At 63.0% G+C, this 18,424-nt stretch carries 14 protein-coding genes; 6 read left to right on the forward strand and 8 right to left on the reverse strand.

The genetic code is table 11. From position 1 onward, the window contains the following. Window positions 1–146 precede the first annotated feature (146 nt). The gene (gene betC / locus FO013_RS16010; RefSeq protein ID WP_260848198.1) at window positions 147–1,688 is read right to left on the reverse strand and encodes a choline-sulfatase; all 1,542 of its coding nucleotides are present in this window, start codon (window positions 1,686–1,688) and stop codon (window positions 147–149) included. Window positions 1,689–1,772: 84 nt separating this feature from the next. Here betC and FO013_RS16015 point away from each other — a divergent pair, with 84 nt between their 5' ends. Beyond that, the gene (locus FO013_RS16015; protein WP_260848199.1) at window positions 1,773–2,855 is read left to right on the forward strand and encodes an SUMF1/EgtB/PvdO family nonheme iron enzyme; all 1,083 of its coding nucleotides are present in this window, start codon (window positions 1,773–1,775) and stop codon (window positions 2,853–2,855) included. Here FO013_RS16015 and FO013_RS16020 read toward each other — a convergent pair. After that, entirely contained in the window at window positions 2,814–4,967 is a 2,154-nt protein-coding gene (locus FO013_RS16020) for a BCCT family transporter (RefSeq protein ID WP_143923569.1), read from the reverse strand. The two genes, FO013_RS16015 and FO013_RS16020, sit on opposite strands and share 42 nt — an antisense overlap. Window positions 4,968–5,268: 301 nt before the next feature. Beyond that, the gene (locus FO013_RS16025; protein ID WP_143923570.1) at window positions 5,269–5,874 is read right to left on the reverse strand and encodes a TetR/AcrR family transcriptional regulator; all 606 of its coding nucleotides are present in this window, start codon (window positions 5,872–5,874) and stop codon (window positions 5,269–5,271) included. A gap of 53 nt (window positions 5,875–5,927) precedes the next feature. Between FO013_RS16025 and FO013_RS16030 the strand changes: the two genes are divergently transcribed. Further along, window positions 5,928–6,917 (forward strand): alpha/beta fold hydrolase, encoded by a 990-nt coding sequence (locus tag FO013_RS16030; protein WP_143923571.1) that lies wholly within the window; start codon window positions 5,928–5,930, stop codon window positions 6,915–6,917. An 11-nt stretch (window positions 6,918–6,928) separates the two neighbouring features. On the opposite strand, the gene FO013_RS16035 is transcribed toward FO013_RS16030, so the two are convergent. The 4 genes from FO013_RS16035 to FO013_RS16050 form a co-directional block, all read right to left on the reverse strand. Further along, complete coding sequence (locus FO013_RS16035) at window positions 6,929–7,720, reverse strand: ABC transporter ATP-binding protein (RefSeq protein WP_143923572.1); 792 nt, start codon at window positions 7,718–7,720, stop codon at window positions 6,929–6,931. Between the two features lie 5 nt (window positions 7,721–7,725). Further along, window positions 7,726–8,766 carry an ABC transporter permease gene (locus FO013_RS16040; protein WP_143923573.1) on the reverse strand — a complete coding sequence of 347 codons (1,041 nt, stop codon included), beginning with the start codon at window positions 8,764–8,766 and terminating at the stop codon, window positions 7,726–7,728. Window positions 8,767–8,847: 81 nt separating this feature from the next. Further along, window positions 8,848–9,834 carry an ABC transporter substrate-binding protein gene (locus tag FO013_RS16045; RefSeq protein WP_143923574.1) on the reverse strand — a complete coding sequence of 329 codons (987 nt, stop codon included), beginning with the start codon at window positions 9,832–9,834 and terminating at the stop codon, window positions 8,848–8,850. 334 nt (window positions 9,835–10,168) lie between these two features. Then, entirely contained in the window at window positions 10,169–12,475 is a 2,307-nt protein-coding gene (locus FO013_RS16050) for a S9 family peptidase (RefSeq protein ID WP_143923575.1), read from the reverse strand. Window positions 12,476–12,699: 224 nt separating this feature from the next. On the opposite strand from FO013_RS16050, the gene FO013_RS16055 reads away from it, so the two are divergent. Genes FO013_RS16055 through FO013_RS16065 form a run of 3 tightly spaced genes read left to right on the forward strand, consistent with a single transcriptional unit; the run spans window position 12,700 to window position 15,972 of the window. After that, window positions 12,700–13,746, forward strand: a complete 1,047-nt coding sequence (locus tag FO013_RS16055) for a Bug family tripartite tricarboxylate transporter substrate binding protein (protein WP_143923576.1) — start codon at window positions 12,700–12,702, stop codon at window positions 13,744–13,746. Further along, on the forward strand, window positions 13,743–14,420 hold the full coding sequence (locus FO013_RS16060) for a tripartite tricarboxylate transporter TctB family protein (RefSeq protein ID WP_143923577.1): 678 nt from the start codon (window positions 13,743–13,745) through the stop codon (window positions 14,418–14,420). The genes FO013_RS16055 and FO013_RS16060 overlap by 4 nt, the downstream gene beginning before the upstream one ends. Before the next feature lies 1 nt (window position 14,421). Beyond that, on the forward strand, window positions 14,422–15,972 hold the full coding sequence (locus FO013_RS16065) for a tripartite tricarboxylate transporter permease (RefSeq protein ID WP_143923578.1): 1,551 nt from the start codon (window positions 14,422–14,424) through the stop codon (window positions 15,970–15,972). Window positions 15,973–16,268: 296 nt separating this feature from the next. On the opposite strand, the gene FO013_RS16070 is transcribed toward FO013_RS16065, so the two are convergent. Next, a complete protein-coding gene (locus FO013_RS16070; protein ID WP_143923579.1) occupies window positions 16,269–17,789 on the reverse strand; it encodes an MFS transporter in 1,521 nt (506 codons plus the stop codon). A gap of 88 nt (window positions 17,790–17,877) precedes the next feature. On the opposite strand from FO013_RS16070, the gene FO013_RS16075 reads away from it, so the two are divergent. Continuing rightward, on the forward strand, window positions 17,878–18,399 hold the full coding sequence (locus FO013_RS16075; protein WP_143923580.1) for a TetR/AcrR family transcriptional regulator: 522 nt from the start codon (window positions 17,878–17,880) through the stop codon (window positions 18,397–18,399). Window positions 18,400–18,424 lie beyond the last annotated feature (25 nt).

Raw genomic sequence — 18,424 nt, forward strand, 5'->3', positions numbered from 1 at the left:
TCCTGCCGAGGTGGGGAGTCGGCACGAGCTGGGCCTCATCGAGCGCACGCCTCACCGTCGAGAGCCGACCGCAGGGACTCACCTTTCGATGCTGCAGTCGGCTCTCGACGATTCGGGGACTAGCCCGCGGGCGCCTGCGCCTCGCCTCAGGCGGTGGTGTCGGGAATCTTTCCGAACCTGAACGCGGTCCAGAAGTCTCCGCGGACGTAGCCGTTCTCGGGTTCCGGATCGTAGTCCCAGTGCCGGACCGTGCCGATCTTGAGCGCATCGGCGACGAGCTGGCGGCTCGACTGGCTGCCCAACACATGCTCCTCAAGATGCTCGAGGTCGTAACGCGAATCGAGCTCGGCTCGCATCGTGGCCACGAGCTCCGCGTATCCGGCGTCACCGGCACGGTTGACCAGCTCGTCCGGATCCGTTTCGAGGTCGAAGAGCAGCTCCGGATCTCCCGGGCAGATCGTCAGCTTGTACTGTCCGCGGATGAGCGTCACCTGCGGTCGGTATGTGCCCTCGGCGAAGTACTCAATGATGACATCACGATCGGCAGGTTCCATCTCTCCTGCGGCTTCCCGTCGAGCGGACTCGAACAGGGAGACACCTGTCGCATCGGGATCCGAGGTTCCTGCCAGGTCCAGCAGAGTCGGCATCAGGTCGACGAGGCTGACGGGGTTGGCATACCGACCCGGCGTGACTGCCTCGGCGGGGCCGTTGATGATGATCGGGACGCGGGAGGACTGCTCGTACGGGGACATCTTGTACCACAGGCCCTTCTCCCCCAGCATGTCTCCATGGTCGCTGGTGACGATGATGACCGTGTTGTCCTCCAGGTCGAGCTCGCGCAGACGCTGGCGGATCTTGCCGATGTGATCGTCGATGTAGCTCACCGACGCATAATAGGCGCGGCGGGCCCGACGGATGTCCTCGGTTCCCGGTTCCCGCTTGTCCAGTCCGCTCATCGTGCGCAGCCGGTGGCTGTGCGGGTCCTCGGCGATGTCGGGGACCTCGGGGTGGGCTGGGTCCGGGATGTCCACCTCGGCGAATCTGTCCCAGTTCTCCCGCGGCGGCTCGTACGGGTCGTGCGGGTGGATGAACGAGGTGACCATGAGGAACGGCTGGTTCTCACCGGCGGCCTGGTTCGCGCGCACTCGTCCGTTGAGGTGACGCAGGGTCCGGAAGATCACCTCGTCGTCGAAGTCCTGCTGGACGTTCGCCTTCGCGGCACCGGCGGTGAACACCGGATCGGCTTCGTGATACCACTGCAGCTTCTGGTCGAGGGGACGCTGCCAGTCGGGAACCATGTCGAGATCGGCCGGGTAGACGTCGGTGGTCAGGCGCTCTTCGAATCCGTGGTGCTGATCGGGGCCGATGAAGTGCATCCGCCCGATGAGCGCGGTGTGGTATCCGAGCTTGCGCAGGCGGTGGGCGAACGTCGGCACCGAGGCGGCGAAGTCGTCGCCGTTGTCGAGGCAGTCGATGTCGGAGGGCATCCGGCCGGTCATCATCGACGCCCGGGAGGGCGAGCACAGCGGGGTGTTGCAGTAGGCGCGATCGAAGACCGCTCCGTCCTCGGCCAGGGAGTCTATGTTCGGGGTGAGTGCGGCGGTGTCTCCGTAGGCCCCCAGTGCCTGTGCGGCCATCTGGTCGGCCTGGATCACTACGATGTTCGGCGGTTGCATATGCTTGGTCACGTCCTTTCTCAAAAACGTATGGTCTGCTTGTGAAAGCATGATCTGCGAAGTCAGCTGCGTTGAAGACCTGCGCAGGTGTGTCAGATGGAACAGATTCTTGCGAAACCGGTTCTTAGATATGGATTGAAGGTGGCGACATTGGCCTCATGCTGTGGCCCGGCACGGAACTCGCCCGTCGGAGCGAGCCAGGGCAGTCCTGGGTCCGCCGAGGTGGGTGTTGAGGAAGAAGAATCCCCCGCCGAGGTGCGAACGTCGAGCCGGGAATCGGCCCCCGTGCCCACTCCCGATCGGCTGCTGCTGATCGAGCTCGCGGCTCTGGCCCCGCGGGATCTGGCGATGATCGGCCTCAGCGGCGGCACATTCCTTATGGGCAGCGAGGACCCGCTGGCCTATCCCGAGGACGGTGAAGGCCCGGTCCGCGAAGTCGGCGTCGAAGGTTTCGCCATCGGTGCGACGACCGTCACGGTCGCAGAATTCGCCGCGTTCGTTGCAGCGACGGGTCATCGCACCGATGCCGAAACTCATGGTGACTCCTTGGTCTTCACTGGCCTGTTGGCCGAAGGTCTGGCCGAGATCTCTCCCTCTGTGCAGGCTACCCCCTGGTGGCGTCAGGTCACAGGGGCCACCTGGTTCCACCCCGGCGGACCCGTGCCGACCGGTGTGGCAGGTGTGACTGGTTCGAGTCTCGAAGCTTCGAGTCTCGAACAGTGGGCCAGGCATCCGGTCACCCATGTCTCCCGCACCGACGCCGAGGCGTATGCGCAGTGGGTGGGTGCCCGGCTGCCGACCGAAGTCGAGTGGGAGTTCGCGTCCCGCGGCGGCCTTGAGCAGCAACCCTACCCCTGGGGTTCGGTGCGCGAACCCGACGGCGTGGCCCGCATGAACACCTTCGCCGGTGTCTTCCCCAGCGGACCGACGGCGCCGGTCGGCACCGTTCCCGCCGACGCGTTTCCTCCCAACGGCTTCGGTCTGCACAACACGACCGGAAACGTATGGGAATGGACGAGCAGTCACTTCAGTGCACTCGACCAGCGACCGGTGCTGCGTGGCGGATCCTATATGTGCCATGACTCGTATTGCCGCAGGTACCGGACCTCGGCACGCTCGGCCGCGACACCGGACACCTCACTCGGTCACACGGGATTCCGTCTTGCCCTCGACCTCTGAACTCGCCGAGGTGGTGCCGGGGTCATCGCTCTCGTCCTCCTCGGGAGTCCAGCCGTCGGCCCATTCGCCGGTTTCGTAGTCGAAACCGACCGGCTCACCGTCGGCATTGGTGCGCTGGTACCAATCGGTGTAGTCCCCATGCTCGGAGTCGATGCCGCCGTTGGCACCGTCGCCCGGTTCGGTCTGCACGACCTGGAACGCGAAGTCGTCACCGAATCGGTCGGCACCTTCGACCACTGCATTGTCCACAGCGTTCTGCGCGTACTGTCGCCGCAGAGCCAGCGGGTCGGTGCGCAGTTCTTTGAACCAGGCGATGATGATGAACAGCATGACGACCGCGAACGGCACTGCGGTGACGATCACGAGCTGCTGCAGACCTTCCAGTGCATTGGCATTTCCCAGCAGCAGCATGACCACGGCGATGCCGGACATCACGAGACCCCAGAAGACCACGACCCATTTCCTGGGTTCCTGGTCACCGCGACTCGTGAGCATTCCCATCACGATCGAAGCAGAGTCCGCAGATGTGATGAAGAAGATGGCGAGTACGACGATCGCGACGAAGGGCAGCCACTCGACGAAGGGCAGATTGTCGATGAGGGTGAAGAACACCTCGGGGGCGGCCATGCTGTCGGTGAATCCGGGCGCGCCCTCTCGGTACATCCAGATCGACGTTCCGCCCATGATGCCGTAGGCCACGAAGAGAAGCGTCGAGGGAATGAAGATCGTGCCCAGGATGAACTGCCGAATGCTGCGCCCGCGCGAAATGCGGGCGATGAACGTGCCGACGAACGGCGACCAGGAGATCCACCATGCCCAGTAGTAGACCGTCCACACGGATTGGAACTCCTGTGTCTCCGCTCCCCAGGACAGTGACTTGCCCATCATGTCGAAGAGCGAGCCGAAGTATTCCATCAGCGCCGAGGGGAGAAGGTTGAGCAGGAACAGTGTCGGTCCGAGGAAGAGCACGAGGCCCACGATTCCTACGGTGAGGATGATGTTGATGCTCGACAGGTAACGGATGCCCTTCGAGACACCGGAGACTGCGGAGATGATGAAGCCGACAGTGAGGACGCAGATGATGACGACGAGCATGTTGTTCGTCATCTCACCGACGCCGCTGACGATGCTGACGCCAGAGCCGATCTGCATCGCAGCGATCCCCAATGCCGCGGCGGTGCCGAACAGGGTCGCCACGATCGCGAAGATGTCGACGAGCTTTCCTGCGAGGCCTTCGGTGTGGCGCTTGCCGAAGAGCGTCTGGAAGATCGAGGACAGAAGCAGGGAGCGACCGCGTCGGTAGGCAGCATAGGCGATCGCCCCGCCGACGAGAGCGTACATTGCCCACGCATGGAAGCCCCAGTGGAAATATGTCTGGGCCATGGCGCCGTGCAGTGCCTCGGTGGTTTCGGGAGCGTTCGTCATCGGCGGCGGGGACACGAAGTAGGTGAGCGGCTCCGATGGTCCGAAGAAGAGCACGCCGATCCCGATGCCGGCGGCGAACAGCATCGCCACCCACGAGAAGGTGCTGAACTCGGCCTTCTCATCGTCCTTGCCCAGCGGAATCTTGCCGTAGGGGGTGAACGCGAGAATGATCAGCGCGACGAGAACGATGATCGCCACGAGGTTGAAGAACCAGCCGACGTTCAACGTCGACCAGTTATAGGCGGCTGTGGCCACCGTGGAGACGCCGTCCGAATCGACGATGCCCCAGATGACGAAGGCGACTGTCAGCGTGCCGGCGACGGCGAAGATGATCTTGTCGAGGGAGTAGTGGCGACGCTGTTCGTCGATCGCGATTCCCGGGACCAGAATCGGGTGGGTGTTGTGCGGATACTGAGTGTTGTTCTCCGGCTCGGCATCTTCCGGACGCCGGGGACGACTGTAGTCGAGCTTGCCCAGCCTCTTGCCCGTCGCTTTGCTCACACGCCTGGCATCGGCCTTGAGCTTTTCGCGTGAGGCTCTGCGTTCGGGGCGCAGGGAGCCGGAACCGTCAGAGCCGAGGGTCGGCGCGGTGGTCGCCGAGGTGTCAGCATCTGCTGCCGAAGCATCGGTCCCCGTGGTGTCTGTTCCTGTGGGTCTGGATGTGTCTGGTGTGGAGTCATCGGACATGCAGCGATGGCCCTTTCTCAATCGTCGAGGAAACTGATGATCGAAAGTTGCCAGAGTGACCTAAGGCTCTGAACCGCACCACCCGATTGCTGCGCCTTCCCAGGAATCATTGGCGAAACCGGCAGTGGGATGAGGTGCTGTGCGTGTGGCAGAAAGGGTCCAGGCACAGAGGTCTGCCCCAAAAATACCCGTCTGTGCCATAGCTTCGGACCTTAACAGCTTCCTGAGAGCTTCTCAAAGGAATCCTGCCATATTGCTGCAGCGCCCCACGCAATCGCACGGAGGTTTGCGCTGCCCCCGATCAGTCGGTGAGGTAACGCTCCTCGATGAGATCCACGATCTCCTCGCTCGCAGCAGCGGTGTCGTATCCCGGATCCTCGAGTGCCTCGCCGACGACAGCGTCAATGGCACCGCCGATGATGAGTGCAGCCGTCCGCGAATCGGACGGACCCTTGACTCCGCGCGCTTCACGTGCCGCTTTGAGGAGCTCAGCCACCGGCTTCCACCTTGCGGAACTGTCTGTTCTTGCCCCACCGTGGATCAGCGCTTCGACGCTCAGTCGGGAGTGACTGCGATGACTGACGAAATGAGCGACTATGGATCGCACATAGACCCTCGGCCTCTCGGCCACCTCGGCAGACGACACTGCTTCTCCGACCGATTCGACCATGGCGTCGAGCACATGCTGATAGGCGCCACGGACAAGAGTGGCTTTGTCGGTGAAGTGATACAGGACAGTCGGCTTGGTCACCCCTGCACGATCAGCGATCTGAGACAGTGACACACCGGAGAATCCGTGCTCGGCGAGCAGCTCGATCGTGACGTCGATGATCTGTGCGCGCCGTGCGCGTTGTGTGAAGGTCGACTGCCGATCCTTCGTCTTCTCCTCTGCCGAGTCTTGTCCCATGACGCAATCATACTATACGGTTGAATCACTGACCGATCGGTAGAGGAGCGCTGATGACGGATCACGATACCCAAACCCCCAGACGCCGAATGCTGCGCTTCCGGGTGCTCATGCCGATAGCCTCGGCCATTGTTGCTGCGGTTGCCATCGGGTACTTCCTCCGCGCTCCCGCGCCCGTCGGCCACTGGGACAGCGCCGAGGGAGAGGAAGAGTTCGACTCCGCCTATACCGAGGCTTTCGCCAGCATGCCGAAGCCAGCAGACACTTTGGACATACGCACCGACTTCGGATTCGTCCGGGTCTATCGCTTCGAAGGAACCGGCGACGCCGCGCCGATGATGCTGCTCCCCGGCACCGCCTCATCGACTCCGGTCTGGGCAGACAACATGCCGTCTCTGCTCCGGACGGCCGATGTCTACACCCTCGATCTCCTTGGTGAACCGGGTCGGAGCGTACAGAGTTCGCCGATCACCGATAGCGAAGATGAGGCCGCTTGGCTCGCTGAGACGATCGCTGCGCTTCCAGAGGATTCTGTGAACCTGGTCGGGCTCTCGCTCGGGGGTTGGACAGCGGCCAATCTCGCCATCCGTCATCCGGAGCATGTGAGGACCCTGACCCTCATCGATCCCGTCCAGACCTTCGACGGCATACCAGTGGAGACGGTCCTTCGTGCGATCCCTGCAACGGTTCCGTGGATGCCCAAGGCCGGACGGGATGCGTTCAATTCATACACCGCCGGCGGCATCGAGGTCGAAGATGTCCCGGTAGCCGACATGATCGAGTCCGGGATGCATCATTACGCTATGAAGAAGCCCCAGCCGTCCCGGATCACCGAAGGACAGCTGTCCGACCTGCCGATGCCGGTGCTCGCGATCATTGCGGGACGCTCGGTCATGCATGACCCGGAAACTGCCTCGGCCACGGCAAAGCGAACCCTGGGTACTGGTGCGGTGCATGTCTATGAGGACGCCTCACACGCCGTCACCGGCGAATATCCCGACGAGGTCGCAGCTGACATCGAGGAATTCATCACTCGACGGTGACCGGCGCCAGGTCAGTTCAGCAGCGCCCGGTCCCCCAGTGTCGCGCCCTTGAGTTTGGAGAACTCGCCCAGCAGCGTCTTCACCGTCAGCGTCTTCTTCTCTTCGGCCGAGGCCTGGTAGATGATCTCGCCTTCGTGCATCATGATGAGGCGGTTGCCCAGCGCGATCGCCTGTTCCATGTTGTGCGTGACCATGAGCGTGGTCAGCCCATCGTTCGACACGATCTTCTGCGTCAAGTCCGTCACGAGTGCCGCACGCTGGGGGTCGAGTGCCGCTGTGTGCTCGTCGAGGAGCAAGATGCGAGGCTGGGTGAATCCGGCCATGAGCAGGCTCAGCGCCTGGCGCTGTCCGCCGGAGAGCAGGCCCACCTTGGTCTTCAGCCGGTTCTCCAGGCCGAGCTCCAAAGTGGCAAGCTCATCGCTGAACAGGTCCCGCCTCGCCGAGGTGGTTCCTCGTCCCAGCCCACGTGCTTTTCCGCGCTTGAGTGCCAGAGACAGGTTCTGTTCGATCGTGAGGTCCGGTGCGGTGCCGGCCATCGGGTCCTGGAATACCCGGCCCAGATATTTGGCCCGTTTGTATTCGGGCATCCGGGACACCTCGGCGCCGTCGATCGTGATCGATCCGGAGTCGATGGGCAGTCGGCCCGAGATCGTGTTGAGCAGTGTCGACTTTCCTGCGCCGTTGGAGCCGATGACGGTGACGAAGTCGGACTCGTCGAGCTCGAGCGACAGATTCTGCAGGGCCTTGCGTTCATTGACGGTGCCGGGGAAGAAAGTCTTCGAGATGGTGTCGATCTTCAGCATGTGTCTCAGTCCTCCTTCTGATCTGACGCCGCAGCGGTTCCTGCGGTCCTTGCAGACGTCCCCGCCGGGACGTCGGTGGTCCCGGCGGGCACGTCGACCGTGCCAGCGGGCACTTGGGCACCCGCCTCGTTCGCAGGATCGCCAACTGCCGCAGCTCCTGACACGGCTCGGTTGCCGCGCGATCTCAGCGACGGTACTCGCTTGAGGAATCCCCACCTGGGCAGCAGCAGTGCGACCACGACGAGCAGTGCCGTTGTCAGCTTCATGTCGTTGGTGTCGAGGCCGGCACGCAGCGCCAGGAAGATGATGAGGCGGTAGATGACCGAGCCCATGAGAGCTCCGAGGCTGGCCATGAAGATGTTGCGGCTGCCGAAGACTGCCTGCCCGAGGATGACCGAGGCGAGTCCGACGAGGATGAGGCCGATGCCCATGCTGATGTCGGAGAATCCCTGGTATTGGGCGATGAGCGCGCCGCAGAGTGCGACGAAGCCGTTGGACAGGGCCAGGGTGAGCATCGTCGTGTTGTCAGTGTTCACGCCGAGGCTGCGGATCATCTGTCTGTTGTTGCCGTTGGCCTGGATCGCCAGGCCAAGGTCGGTGGTGAGGAACCAGTCGATGGCGAATTTCAGAATCAGGGTGAAGATGAGGAGCACTGCGATGGAGACCCAGGTGCCCAGCCACATGTTCTCCCGCAGCGGGGTGAACACGGTGTCTTCTCGCAGGAGCGGGAGATTCGCCTTGCCCATGATCCGCAGATTGATCGACCACAGTCCGATCATCGTCAGGATTCCGGCGAGCAGGCCGTCGATGCCGCCCTTGGTGTGGAGGAGTCCGGTGATATAGCCGGCGATGAGTCCTGCGCCGATGGCTGCCAGGGTCGCCAGGAAGGGGTTGACCCCGGCGATGATCAAGGAGGCTGCGGTGGCACCACCCGTGGTGAAGCTTCCGTCGACGGTGAGGTCGGGGAAGTTGAGAACCTTGAAGGTCAGGTAGACCCCGAGCGCCATCGCTCCGTAGATGAGCCCGAGTTCCAGTGCTCCGAACATGTGTTTCCGATCAGGTGGTGATGTGAGGCGTGGATAGGTGTCGCCGACCGGTCCCGTGACGCGGCCGGCGACGGGGGCCGATCAGTCGATGACCTTGTCGGCTTCGTCGATGATCTTCTTCGGGATCTCAACACCCTGGGCCTTGGCGGCCTTCGGGTTGACGACGAGCTCGAGGTCGGAGCTGGTCTCCACTGGCATGTCGGCTGGCTTCTCACCATCCTGGAGGATCTTCAGTGCCATCTTGCCGGTCTGTTCGCCCAGCTTCGTGTAGTCGATGCCGCGAGTGATCGCCGCACCCTGTTCCACCTGACCCGCTTCAGAACCGACGAGGAGCGCCTTGTTCTTCTCAGCTGCCTGGACCATGGTGGTGACGGCGGAGACGACGTTGTTGTCGGTCGGAACATAGTAGGCGTCGACCTTGCCGAGGGAGTCCACTGCTTGCGCCAGCTCACTGGAGTTGGCGATCGTGGCTTCCTTGATCTCGACGCCCATGTCCTTCGCGGCCTTCTTCGCGAGCTCCACCTGCACCTCCGAGTTGACCTCGCCGGAGCTGTAGACGATGCCGACAGTCTTGGCATCAGGCTTGAGATCCTTGACCAGTTGGAGCTGTTCGGCGACCGGGTTGAGGTCGGAGGTGCCGGTGACGTTGGCTCCCGGTGCATCGTCGGACTTCACGAGGCCGGCTTCTTGGGCGTCGGTGACGGCAGTGAAGAGCACAGGAACGTTGGTGATTGCCTGTGCGGCTGCCTGTGCTGCGGGGGTGGCCACTGCGAGGACGAGGTCGAGGTCTTCGTTGGCGAATGTCTGCGCGATCGAAGTCGCGTTGGCCTGCTCGCCCTGAGCGTTCTGCTCGTCCCATTCGACGGTGACGTCGGCATCTTCGAAGGACTTCTTGAATCCTGCGCTGGCCGCGTCGAGTGCCGGGTGCTGAACCAGCTGGGAGATGCCGATCGAGTAGGAATCGCCGCCTTCCCCGCCACCGCTGGAGCCGTCTCCGCCCGAACATGCTGACACCGCAATAACCGAACTCACCGCCACAATCGCTGTGGCCAGATGCCTGAGACGCATTCTTCTCCCCTTTGAATAAACCGGTCCACCTGCGCAGAACCGGAACGAACCCTGTCACTTGTTCCCGGTCGGACCCATCGGTGGGCCGCACGTGGAACTGCAGACGCCCCACGCACCGACGCAGCTCAGATCATTCTGATTCCGCAGTCGGTCAGGGGTGCGACTGTGATGACAACCACTCTATTGGGCGCCGCTGACACGACCGACCAAAACAATGTTTTGGAGACAATCGTCCCAGTATTGTTATCTGTCGCGACAAACGTCCCCTGGCGCCGCACATCCGCCATCCAAGCGTCCTGGCACGGCGTTCCCGCGGGGACGCCGTGCCAGAGGATCAGGCATCGATGTCGACGTCCGATCGACCCAGCACATCAAGGATCCACGCGAAGTCGAAAGCGGTTTCCTTCCAGGAGTCGTAACGTCCCGACGCGCCCCCGTGACCGGCGACCATTTCGGTCTTGAGCAGTGCATCGGCTCCGACCTCACGCAGTCGGGCGACCCATTTGGCCGGTTCGACGTAGAGGACTCGGGTGTCGTTGAGCGAGGTCACGGCCAAGATCTTCGGATGGGCCACCTCGGCGACGTTCTCGTAGGGAGAATAGGAGCGCATGTACTCATAGACGTCCTGGTCATGGAGTGGGTCTCCCCATTCCTCCCATTCGATGACGGTCAGCGGAAGTTCGGGCATGAGGATCGAGGTCAGTGCGTCGACGAAGGGCACATGAGCGCTGACCCCGGCGAAGAGATCCGGTGCCATGTTCGTCACCGCTCCCATCAGCAGGCCTCCGGCCGATCCCCCTGTGGCAACGAGCCTGTCCGGGCTCGTCCACCCCTCGGCGACGAGGTGGCGTCCGGCGGCGATGAAGTCAGTGAAAGTATTCTTCTTCGTTGTGGTTTTGCCCTGGTCGTACCAATGGCGGCCCATCTCGCCGCCGCCGCGCACGTGGGCGATGGCGAAGACGACCCCGCGGTCGAGCAGGGAGAGCCGAGACACGGAGAAGTACGGGTCCATGCTCATCTCATAGGAGCCGTACCCGTAGAGCACCAGAGGCGCAGGCTCGACGGGGGCTGCTTCGTGGACTTCGGTTTCCCTCGCCGAGGTGGTGCTCGCCGAGGTGCTCGCCGAGGTGGTCGCCGAGGTGGTGGTGCCGTTGGCAAGTGCGATGAGGTCGGTGCGATAGACCAGGGAGATCGGAACCTGCGTTCCGTCCTCGGCACTGGCCCAGACGAGGGATTCGCTGTAGCGGTCGAGGTCGACCGAGCCGAGGACGGGCTGGCGCTTGAGGACCGTGTCAGTGCCGTCTGCCACGCTGTGCTGATAGATCACAGCGGGCGTGGACATGGAGGTGAAGAGCAGTCGGATGCTCGTCTGTGTGAACTCGGGATTGCCGGCGAATCCCAAGGTTCCGGTCTCTCGCGAGAAGGGCAGTTCCTGCAAAGGGCCGAAGGGCGATGCGGTGTCACCGGACGTGGGCTGCTCATGCGCGGCCAACTCGATGATGCCGACTCGGGCGAATCCGCCGCGGCGATAGCTGACGACGATGAAGCTCGCGAAGGCATCGACATCTTCGATGCGCAGCCCGTCGACGTCAGCGAGCAGCGGACGACCGATGGAGGTCGGATCGGCGACGATGTCCGGTTCGTCGACGGCATCGACGCTTTCACGTGCTGTACCGGCTGGATCGGAGACGGGCACGTCGACGATGTCGAAGTCCTCGCGCTCCTGGTTGTGCGTGATGAGGAAGCGATCCTCACCGGCGATGATCGCGTGCTCCACAGAGTATTCGACCCCGTCGACGCGGGGCCAGACGACCTGCGGTGCGGATTCGAGGTCATCGGCTTCAAGCGACCAGAAGCCCGTGGTGGTCTTGGACCCGGTGACGATGAACATGTATTTGCCCGAGCGGGAGAATCCCGAGCCGACGAAGAAGCGCTCGTCGGGCTCGTGGAAGATGCAGACATCGTCGCTGCTGTCGGTGCCGACACTGTGACGCCAGACCTTCTCTGGTCGCCAAGCCTCGTCGACGGTGGTGTAGAAGACGTAGCGGCCGGTGGGGTCGATCGAGGCTCCGGCGAATGTGCCGTCGACGGTGTCGGTCAGATCCTCGCCTGTGCTCAGGTCGCGCAGTCTCAGTGTGTACCGCTCGTCGCCGGAATTATCCACGCCGAAGAGCAGATACCGGCCGTCGTCGGTCAGCGAGAAGGTGCCCAGCGAGAAGAATTCTTGGCCTTCGGCGGCGATGTTCGAGTCGAAGATGACCTCTTCGCCGAGAAGCGCCTCCTCGCCGACCTCGGGCGGAGTCCAGTCGTCGACATCCGCGATGGGCGCGCGAACGCTGATCCCGTAGTCGAGGCCGGCCTTCGTTCGGGAGAAATACCAGTAGTTCCCGCGCCTGGTCGGCACCGACATGTCTGTTTCCTTGATGCGGGTCTTGATCTCGGTGAAGATCGATTCGCGCAGCGGCCCGAGCCCGGATGTCTGCGTGCTCGTCCACTCGTTTTCGGCTTCGAGGTGGGCGATGACCTCCGGGGACTCCTTCTCGCGCATCCATTCATAGTCGTCGACGAAGGTGTGGCCATGGTGGGTGCGCTGTTGGGGGATCTTCTTAGCCACAGGGGCGCTGGGGGCAGTGTCGTTCATGGTCCCAGCCTAGCTACTTCGACACCGACGACGCAGTACAGGACGACGAAGCACCAGAAGCACCGCTGGGACCGGATGCCCTTGCCACGTTCCAGTCCCGTACCATCGAGTGAGCAGAATGAGCAGAACGCGATCAGTGCGCACAAGCGCGTAATGTGACCTGCATCAATCTAAGCTATGACGAGCCTCACATGCAGTTCACAACAGATATGAAAGTTTGGTCAATGACGAACCAATCCGCCTCAGGTCCTGGCGCAGATCCGGGGTCCGCGCCGCCCCATCCGACTCGGCGCATGTTCGGCCGAATCACCTACGGCGCAATCGCAGTGGCAGCCATCGGGACGGCCACCACCTACTCGGTCAGAGCCGCATCGGCCAAGGGTGATCTCTCCTCCAACCTCACGCTCATCGCACCAGCCGGTGCCGGTGGCGGTTGGGACGGGTTCGCCCGGGAGACCCAGCAGGCCATGCGCGCGAATAAGCTGGCCAACAACGCCCAGGTCGTCAACATCCCCGGAGCCGGTGGCACCATCGGTCTCGGCAAGTTCTCCACCATGGGCGGGCAGGCCGATACCATTCTGGCCACAGGCACCGCGATGGTCGGCGGCATTGCGCTCAACAAGTCGCCCGTTGGGTTCGATGACACCACCTTGCTCGCCAGGGTAGCGGAGGACTACGACGTGCTCATCGCCGCCGCCGATTCCCCCTACAACACGATCGACGACGTCATCAGCGCCTGGAAGAAGGATGCGGAAGGGTTCGTCTGGACCGGCGGCTCCGCCGGTTCAGTCGATCACCTCACGATCGCACAGCTGGCACTGCTGGCCGACATCCCTGCCTCGAGCATCACCTACATTCCCAAATCCGGCGGCGGTGAAGCGATCCAAACACTGCTCTCGGGCACCACGGACTTCGCGTCCTGTGGCTTCAACGAGGTCTCTGACCAGATCGAAGCCGGCCGAGTCAAAGCAATCGGCGTGGCCGCACCGAAGCGCATCGCCGGCTTCGACGACGTACCCACGATGACCGAACAGGGCTACAAGGTGACGCTGACCAACTGGCGCGGCTGGCTCGGCGCACCAGGCATCACCGAGGACGAGGCCCCACAGCTTGTCGACATTCTCAAGCAGACTCGCGACAGCGCGGAATGGGCAGATGCCCTCGAACGCAACAAATGGACGGACGTGTGGCAGACAGGTGATGAGTTCGCTGAATTCATCAAAGAGGACACCTCCCGGATCGAGAAGCTGCTGAAGGAGTTGGGACTGTGAGTGCTCAGACGTCAACGAAGAAGAGAACCAGGACGGCTCACCTCGGCGCCGGGACCTGGTGGCAGGGTCGATCAGGTCTCCTGGTCCCCCTCATCATGGCAGGGTTCTCGACCTACCTGCTCATCGGCATCATCACGATGGACATTGCCGAGGACACTGATCTGCCCGGACCGCAGTTCTTCCCTATGATCATCATGATCGTCGGCTACGTGCTCACGATCCTGCTGACGATCGCCTATATCCGCAATCCCGAACCCGTCGATGTCGATGATGATCTCCCCGCCGAGGTGGAGGAGCAGAAGGCGTTCTCGACACCTGTGACTTCCGCGGTGTCGGCCTCACGTCTCGACCCGCATGTCGAGGATGAACCGGCTCAGGATCGCAAGGCACTCGCCGAGGCGCGGGTCGCCGATTCGCGCCACCGCACGCACAGCGACTTCGTGTCTCTGGCCTGGAGCGCCGGCGGATTCGCAGCCTTCGCCCTCATCCTCGAGTTCGCCGGGTGGATCCTCGCCGCGGCACTCCTGTTCTGGTGCGTGGCCAGGTCGATGGGCTCAAAGCGACCCCTGTTCGACCTGACTATGGCACTGACATTCTCTTCCCTGGTCTACATCGCGTTCTCGGTGCTGCTGGGGCTTAATCTTCCTTCGGGAATTCTGGGAGGTGGTTTCTGATATGGACGCTCTCATGTCCCTCTTCGAAGGTTTCACACATGCGCTGACGCCGATGAACCTGCTGTGGGTCCTCGTCGGCTGCTTCCTCGGCACCGCCGTCGGCGTCCTGCCGGGCCTGGGCTCGTCGATGGCCGTGGCCCTGCTGCTGCCGATGACCTTCGCACTCGACCCGACCGGCGCATTCATCATGTTCGCCGGCGTCTACTTCGGTGGTCTCTTCGGTGACTCCACCATGGCCATCCTCATGAACACCCCCGGCCAGGCCTCGGCGATCGCCTCGACGTTCGAAGGCCACAAGATGGCCCGCAACGGGCGAGCACCCCAGGCTTTGGCCACGGCCGCGATCGGTGCGTTCATCGGCGGGTTCATCTCCTGCTTCCTGGTCGTCTTCGTTGCGCCTGCTCTGGCGGACTTCTCGACGAACTTCGGTCCCGCCGAGTTCTTCGCACTCGCCCTGTTCGCATTCGTGGCAACCTCGTCGGTCGTTGCGGACTCTGTTCTCAAGGGCCTCATGGCTCTCGTGCTCGGCATCGGCTTCTCGGTCATCGGCATCGATTCGGTCTCCGGCACCGAGCGTTTCACCATGGGTGTCCCCGAACTCTTCGACGGAGTTTCACTGGTCACGGTGACCGTGGCGATCCTGGCCCTGGGCGAGGTCTTCTTCATCGCCTCCCGGATCCGCCGCAAGGTCAACGACAATACGATCAACTCATCGGGTCGCCCATTCCTCTCCCGCAAGGAGTTCGGCGAGGCGCTGCCCGCGTGGCTGCGCGGCACTGCGATCGGTCTGCCCTTCGGCGTGATCCCAGTCGGCGGTGCCGATGTGCCGACGTTCATGTCCTATGGCCTCGAGCGCAAGCTCGACTCGAAGCGCAAGGATCCGCAGTTCGGTGACAAGGGCGCCATCCGCGGCCTGGCTGGCCCCGAGTCTGCGGGTTCTGCCACCACCGGTATTGCAATGGGCGCTCTGCTGGCTCTGGGCCTGCCGATCTCCGCGACGGCTGCGATCATGCTTGCCGCATTCCGACAGTACGGCCTGCAGCCAGGACCGCTGCTCTTCGATCGGTCTCCGGAACTCGTCTGGGGTCTGCTGGCGAGCTTCTTCATCGCCATGATCGTCCTGCTCATCATCAACCTGCCCTTCGCTCCCTTGTGGGCGAAGCTGCTCAAGATCCCGGATCCCTACCTCTACGGCGGCATCGCGGTGTTCTGCGGGCTGGGCATCTATGCCACCTCGGCGTCGCAGTTCGAGCTCATGATCCTGCTGGGAATCGGCATCATCAGCTTCGTGCTCAAGCGCTACGGTGTACCGCTGGCGCCGCTGATGATCGGCATGGTCCTCGGCCCGCTGGCCGAGTCCAGCCTGCGCGATGCCCTGCTGGCTTCGGGCAACGATGTCTCGGTCCTCGTGTCCTCACCGATCACGATCGTCCTCTACGTCATCCTCATCGGTGCGCTGCTCTACACGGGCATCGGCCGAGTGCTGGCACGCAGGCGACAGAAGAATGTCGCCGAGACGGTGCCTCGGAACAGCGAATCGTTCAGCTCATGATGTGAGGTGACGCGGCGGGCGTGACGCCAGACGCGTTCGGTGGCCCGGGCCGAAGGAGAATCCCCCTTCGGCCCGGGCCACCGGCGCATTCACTGTGGAAAGACGTTCGCATTCCGCCCCGCCGACGACCATCTGTGGACAGTGATTGCCTATTCCCCCCAAGCATTCGGGGATGCCCGCCGGGTTCAGTGGGTTCAGTGGGTTCAGGCCAGCGCGATTCCCGTCGCGGCCCCGACGAACGCCTCTGTTAGTTCAGCGCGATGATCTCAAAGTCTTCTCGGCCGTGGTGCCGAGCTTCAGGCTGGGTCCCGAGTCCGGCCCGCACCCTTGAGGCCGAAGGACGTGAGGACCGCAGCGATGAGCACCAGGACGACCGCAGCCCCCGCCGCCCATTGGACGCCGAGGTCGAAGGACGTCACAGCCGCCTCGGCGATCTGTTCGCCAAGACGTCCCCCTTTGGCGCTCGCATGTTCGAGGGCTGAACCGAGGGTCTCGAATTCGGCTCCAGCAGCCTTGGCCCCGAGCGCTGACTGCAGTTGAGAGCTGTAGACCATGGTCGTGAGTCCCCCGAGGACGGCGGTTCCCATGACAGATCCGAATTCGTACGCAGTCTCGGAGATCGCCGAGGCGGCTCCGGCCTTGTTCGCGGGCACTGCAGACAGGATGAGATCGTTCGTGATGACCTCTGCGGTACCGAGTCCCACACCGAGGATGAGGAAGGAGATGAGCATGCCTGCCACCGAATGTTCGGGCGTGAAAGCTACGATCCCCAGACCGACTGAGTTGAGCACGAGGGCACAGGGCACGACCACGCGCGGTTGCAGTCGGGCGATGATCGGCACCGCGGTGTAACCGGCGACGATCGAAGTGATGAGGCCGGGCACGAGGACTAGTGCAGCTTCGACCGGGGAGAGTCCGAGCACCAGCTGGAGCAGCTGCGTACCGAAATACAGGAAGCCCGCCAGTCCCATGACGCTGAGCAGGTTGGACAGCACTGCCGAGGTGAAGATCTTGTCGGCAAAGAGCCTGACATCGAGCATCGGGTTCGCCGAGGCGAGCTGCCGCATGACGAAGCCGGTTCCCGCAATGACGGTGACCGCGAGACTGGCCCAGAAGAGCATGTCCACGCCATCGGCCATGACGTGCTTGATGGCGAAGACGAGCGGGGCGAGCATGAGCATCGACAGCCCGATCGACAGCGGATCGATTCGGCCCGGGTTCGGATCACGCGATTCGGGCAGCAGCAGAAGAGCCGCCGGGATGAAGAGCGCGATGAGCGGCAGGTTGATGAAGAAGACCGAACTCCAATGGAAGTGCTCGAGCAGGATTCCGCCGACGATGGGCCCGAGCGCGGCACCGCCGCTGAACATGGCAGCCCAGGTGGCGATCGCGACGCGGCGGTCCTTGTCGTGGAAGAAGATATTGCGAATGAGCGAGAGGGTCGAGGGCATCAGCGTGGCGCCGAAAATGCCCAACAGTGCGCGAGCAAGGATGAGCATCTCCGGTGACGTCGAGTATGCCGCCAACAGTGAAGCCAAGCCGAAGCCGAAGGCGCCGATGATGAGCAGTTTGCGGCGTCCGACCCGGTCGCCGATGCTGCCCATGGCCACGAGCAGGCCTGCGAGCATGAGTGCATAGATATCGACGATCCAGAGGAGCTGGGTACCTGTGGGATGGAGTCCGGTGCTGATGGCCGGTATAGCGAATCCCAAGACGGTGTTGTCGATCGAGATGAGCAGAACAGGAATCATCAGCACAGCCAGGCCAGCCCATTCGCGCCGGCCGGCGCGCACTTGTGGTGTCTGTGTGGTGAACATGAAATCTACTGTACCGTCTAGACGGTACAGTAGGCAAGATAGGTCGCAGACGATGATTGGCCTGCGGGCTTCGGCTAGGCTCGGCGCTATGGCACGCAACTCCACCGACACCAAAGAGAAGCTCCTCGACGCCTTCGACATCCTCTTGGACAAGCAGGGCATCTCCGGCGCAACCCTGGATGCGGTCGCGGCAAAGGCCGGTGTGTCCAAGGGAGGCCTGCTTTACCACTACGGCTCGAAGGCGGAGCTGATCAAGGGAAGCCTTGAGCGGCTCGACAGGCTCGTTGATGAGGATGTCGAGTCGATGAAGGCCGCCGGCGAGCGCCTCCACCTCTATTACCTCGAGACCTCGGCTGAGATCGGAACGCCTCTGGACCGCAGCCTCATCGCCGCCAGCTGTCTGGCACAGGAGAACGACGAGGCGAAGAGCGCTCTGCGCAGGACCCGTGAGGCCTGGTTCAACGCACTCAACAATCACCTCGGCGATGCCGATATGGCCATGACGATCCAGCTCATCGGCGACGGCATGTACTTCAATCAGAATTTCGGGCTGTCCCAGGACGAGGCCCTCGCCCACGTCAAGAACGTCCTGGCACGGTTGGGACTGTAGACAGCTCACCGGTGCTTTAACACCG

It is taken from the genome of Brevibacterium aurantiacum (assembly GCF_007558825.1).
Taxonomy (GTDB): Bacteria; Actinomycetota; Actinomycetes; order Actinomycetales; family Brevibacteriaceae; genus Brevibacterium; species Brevibacterium aurantiacum_A.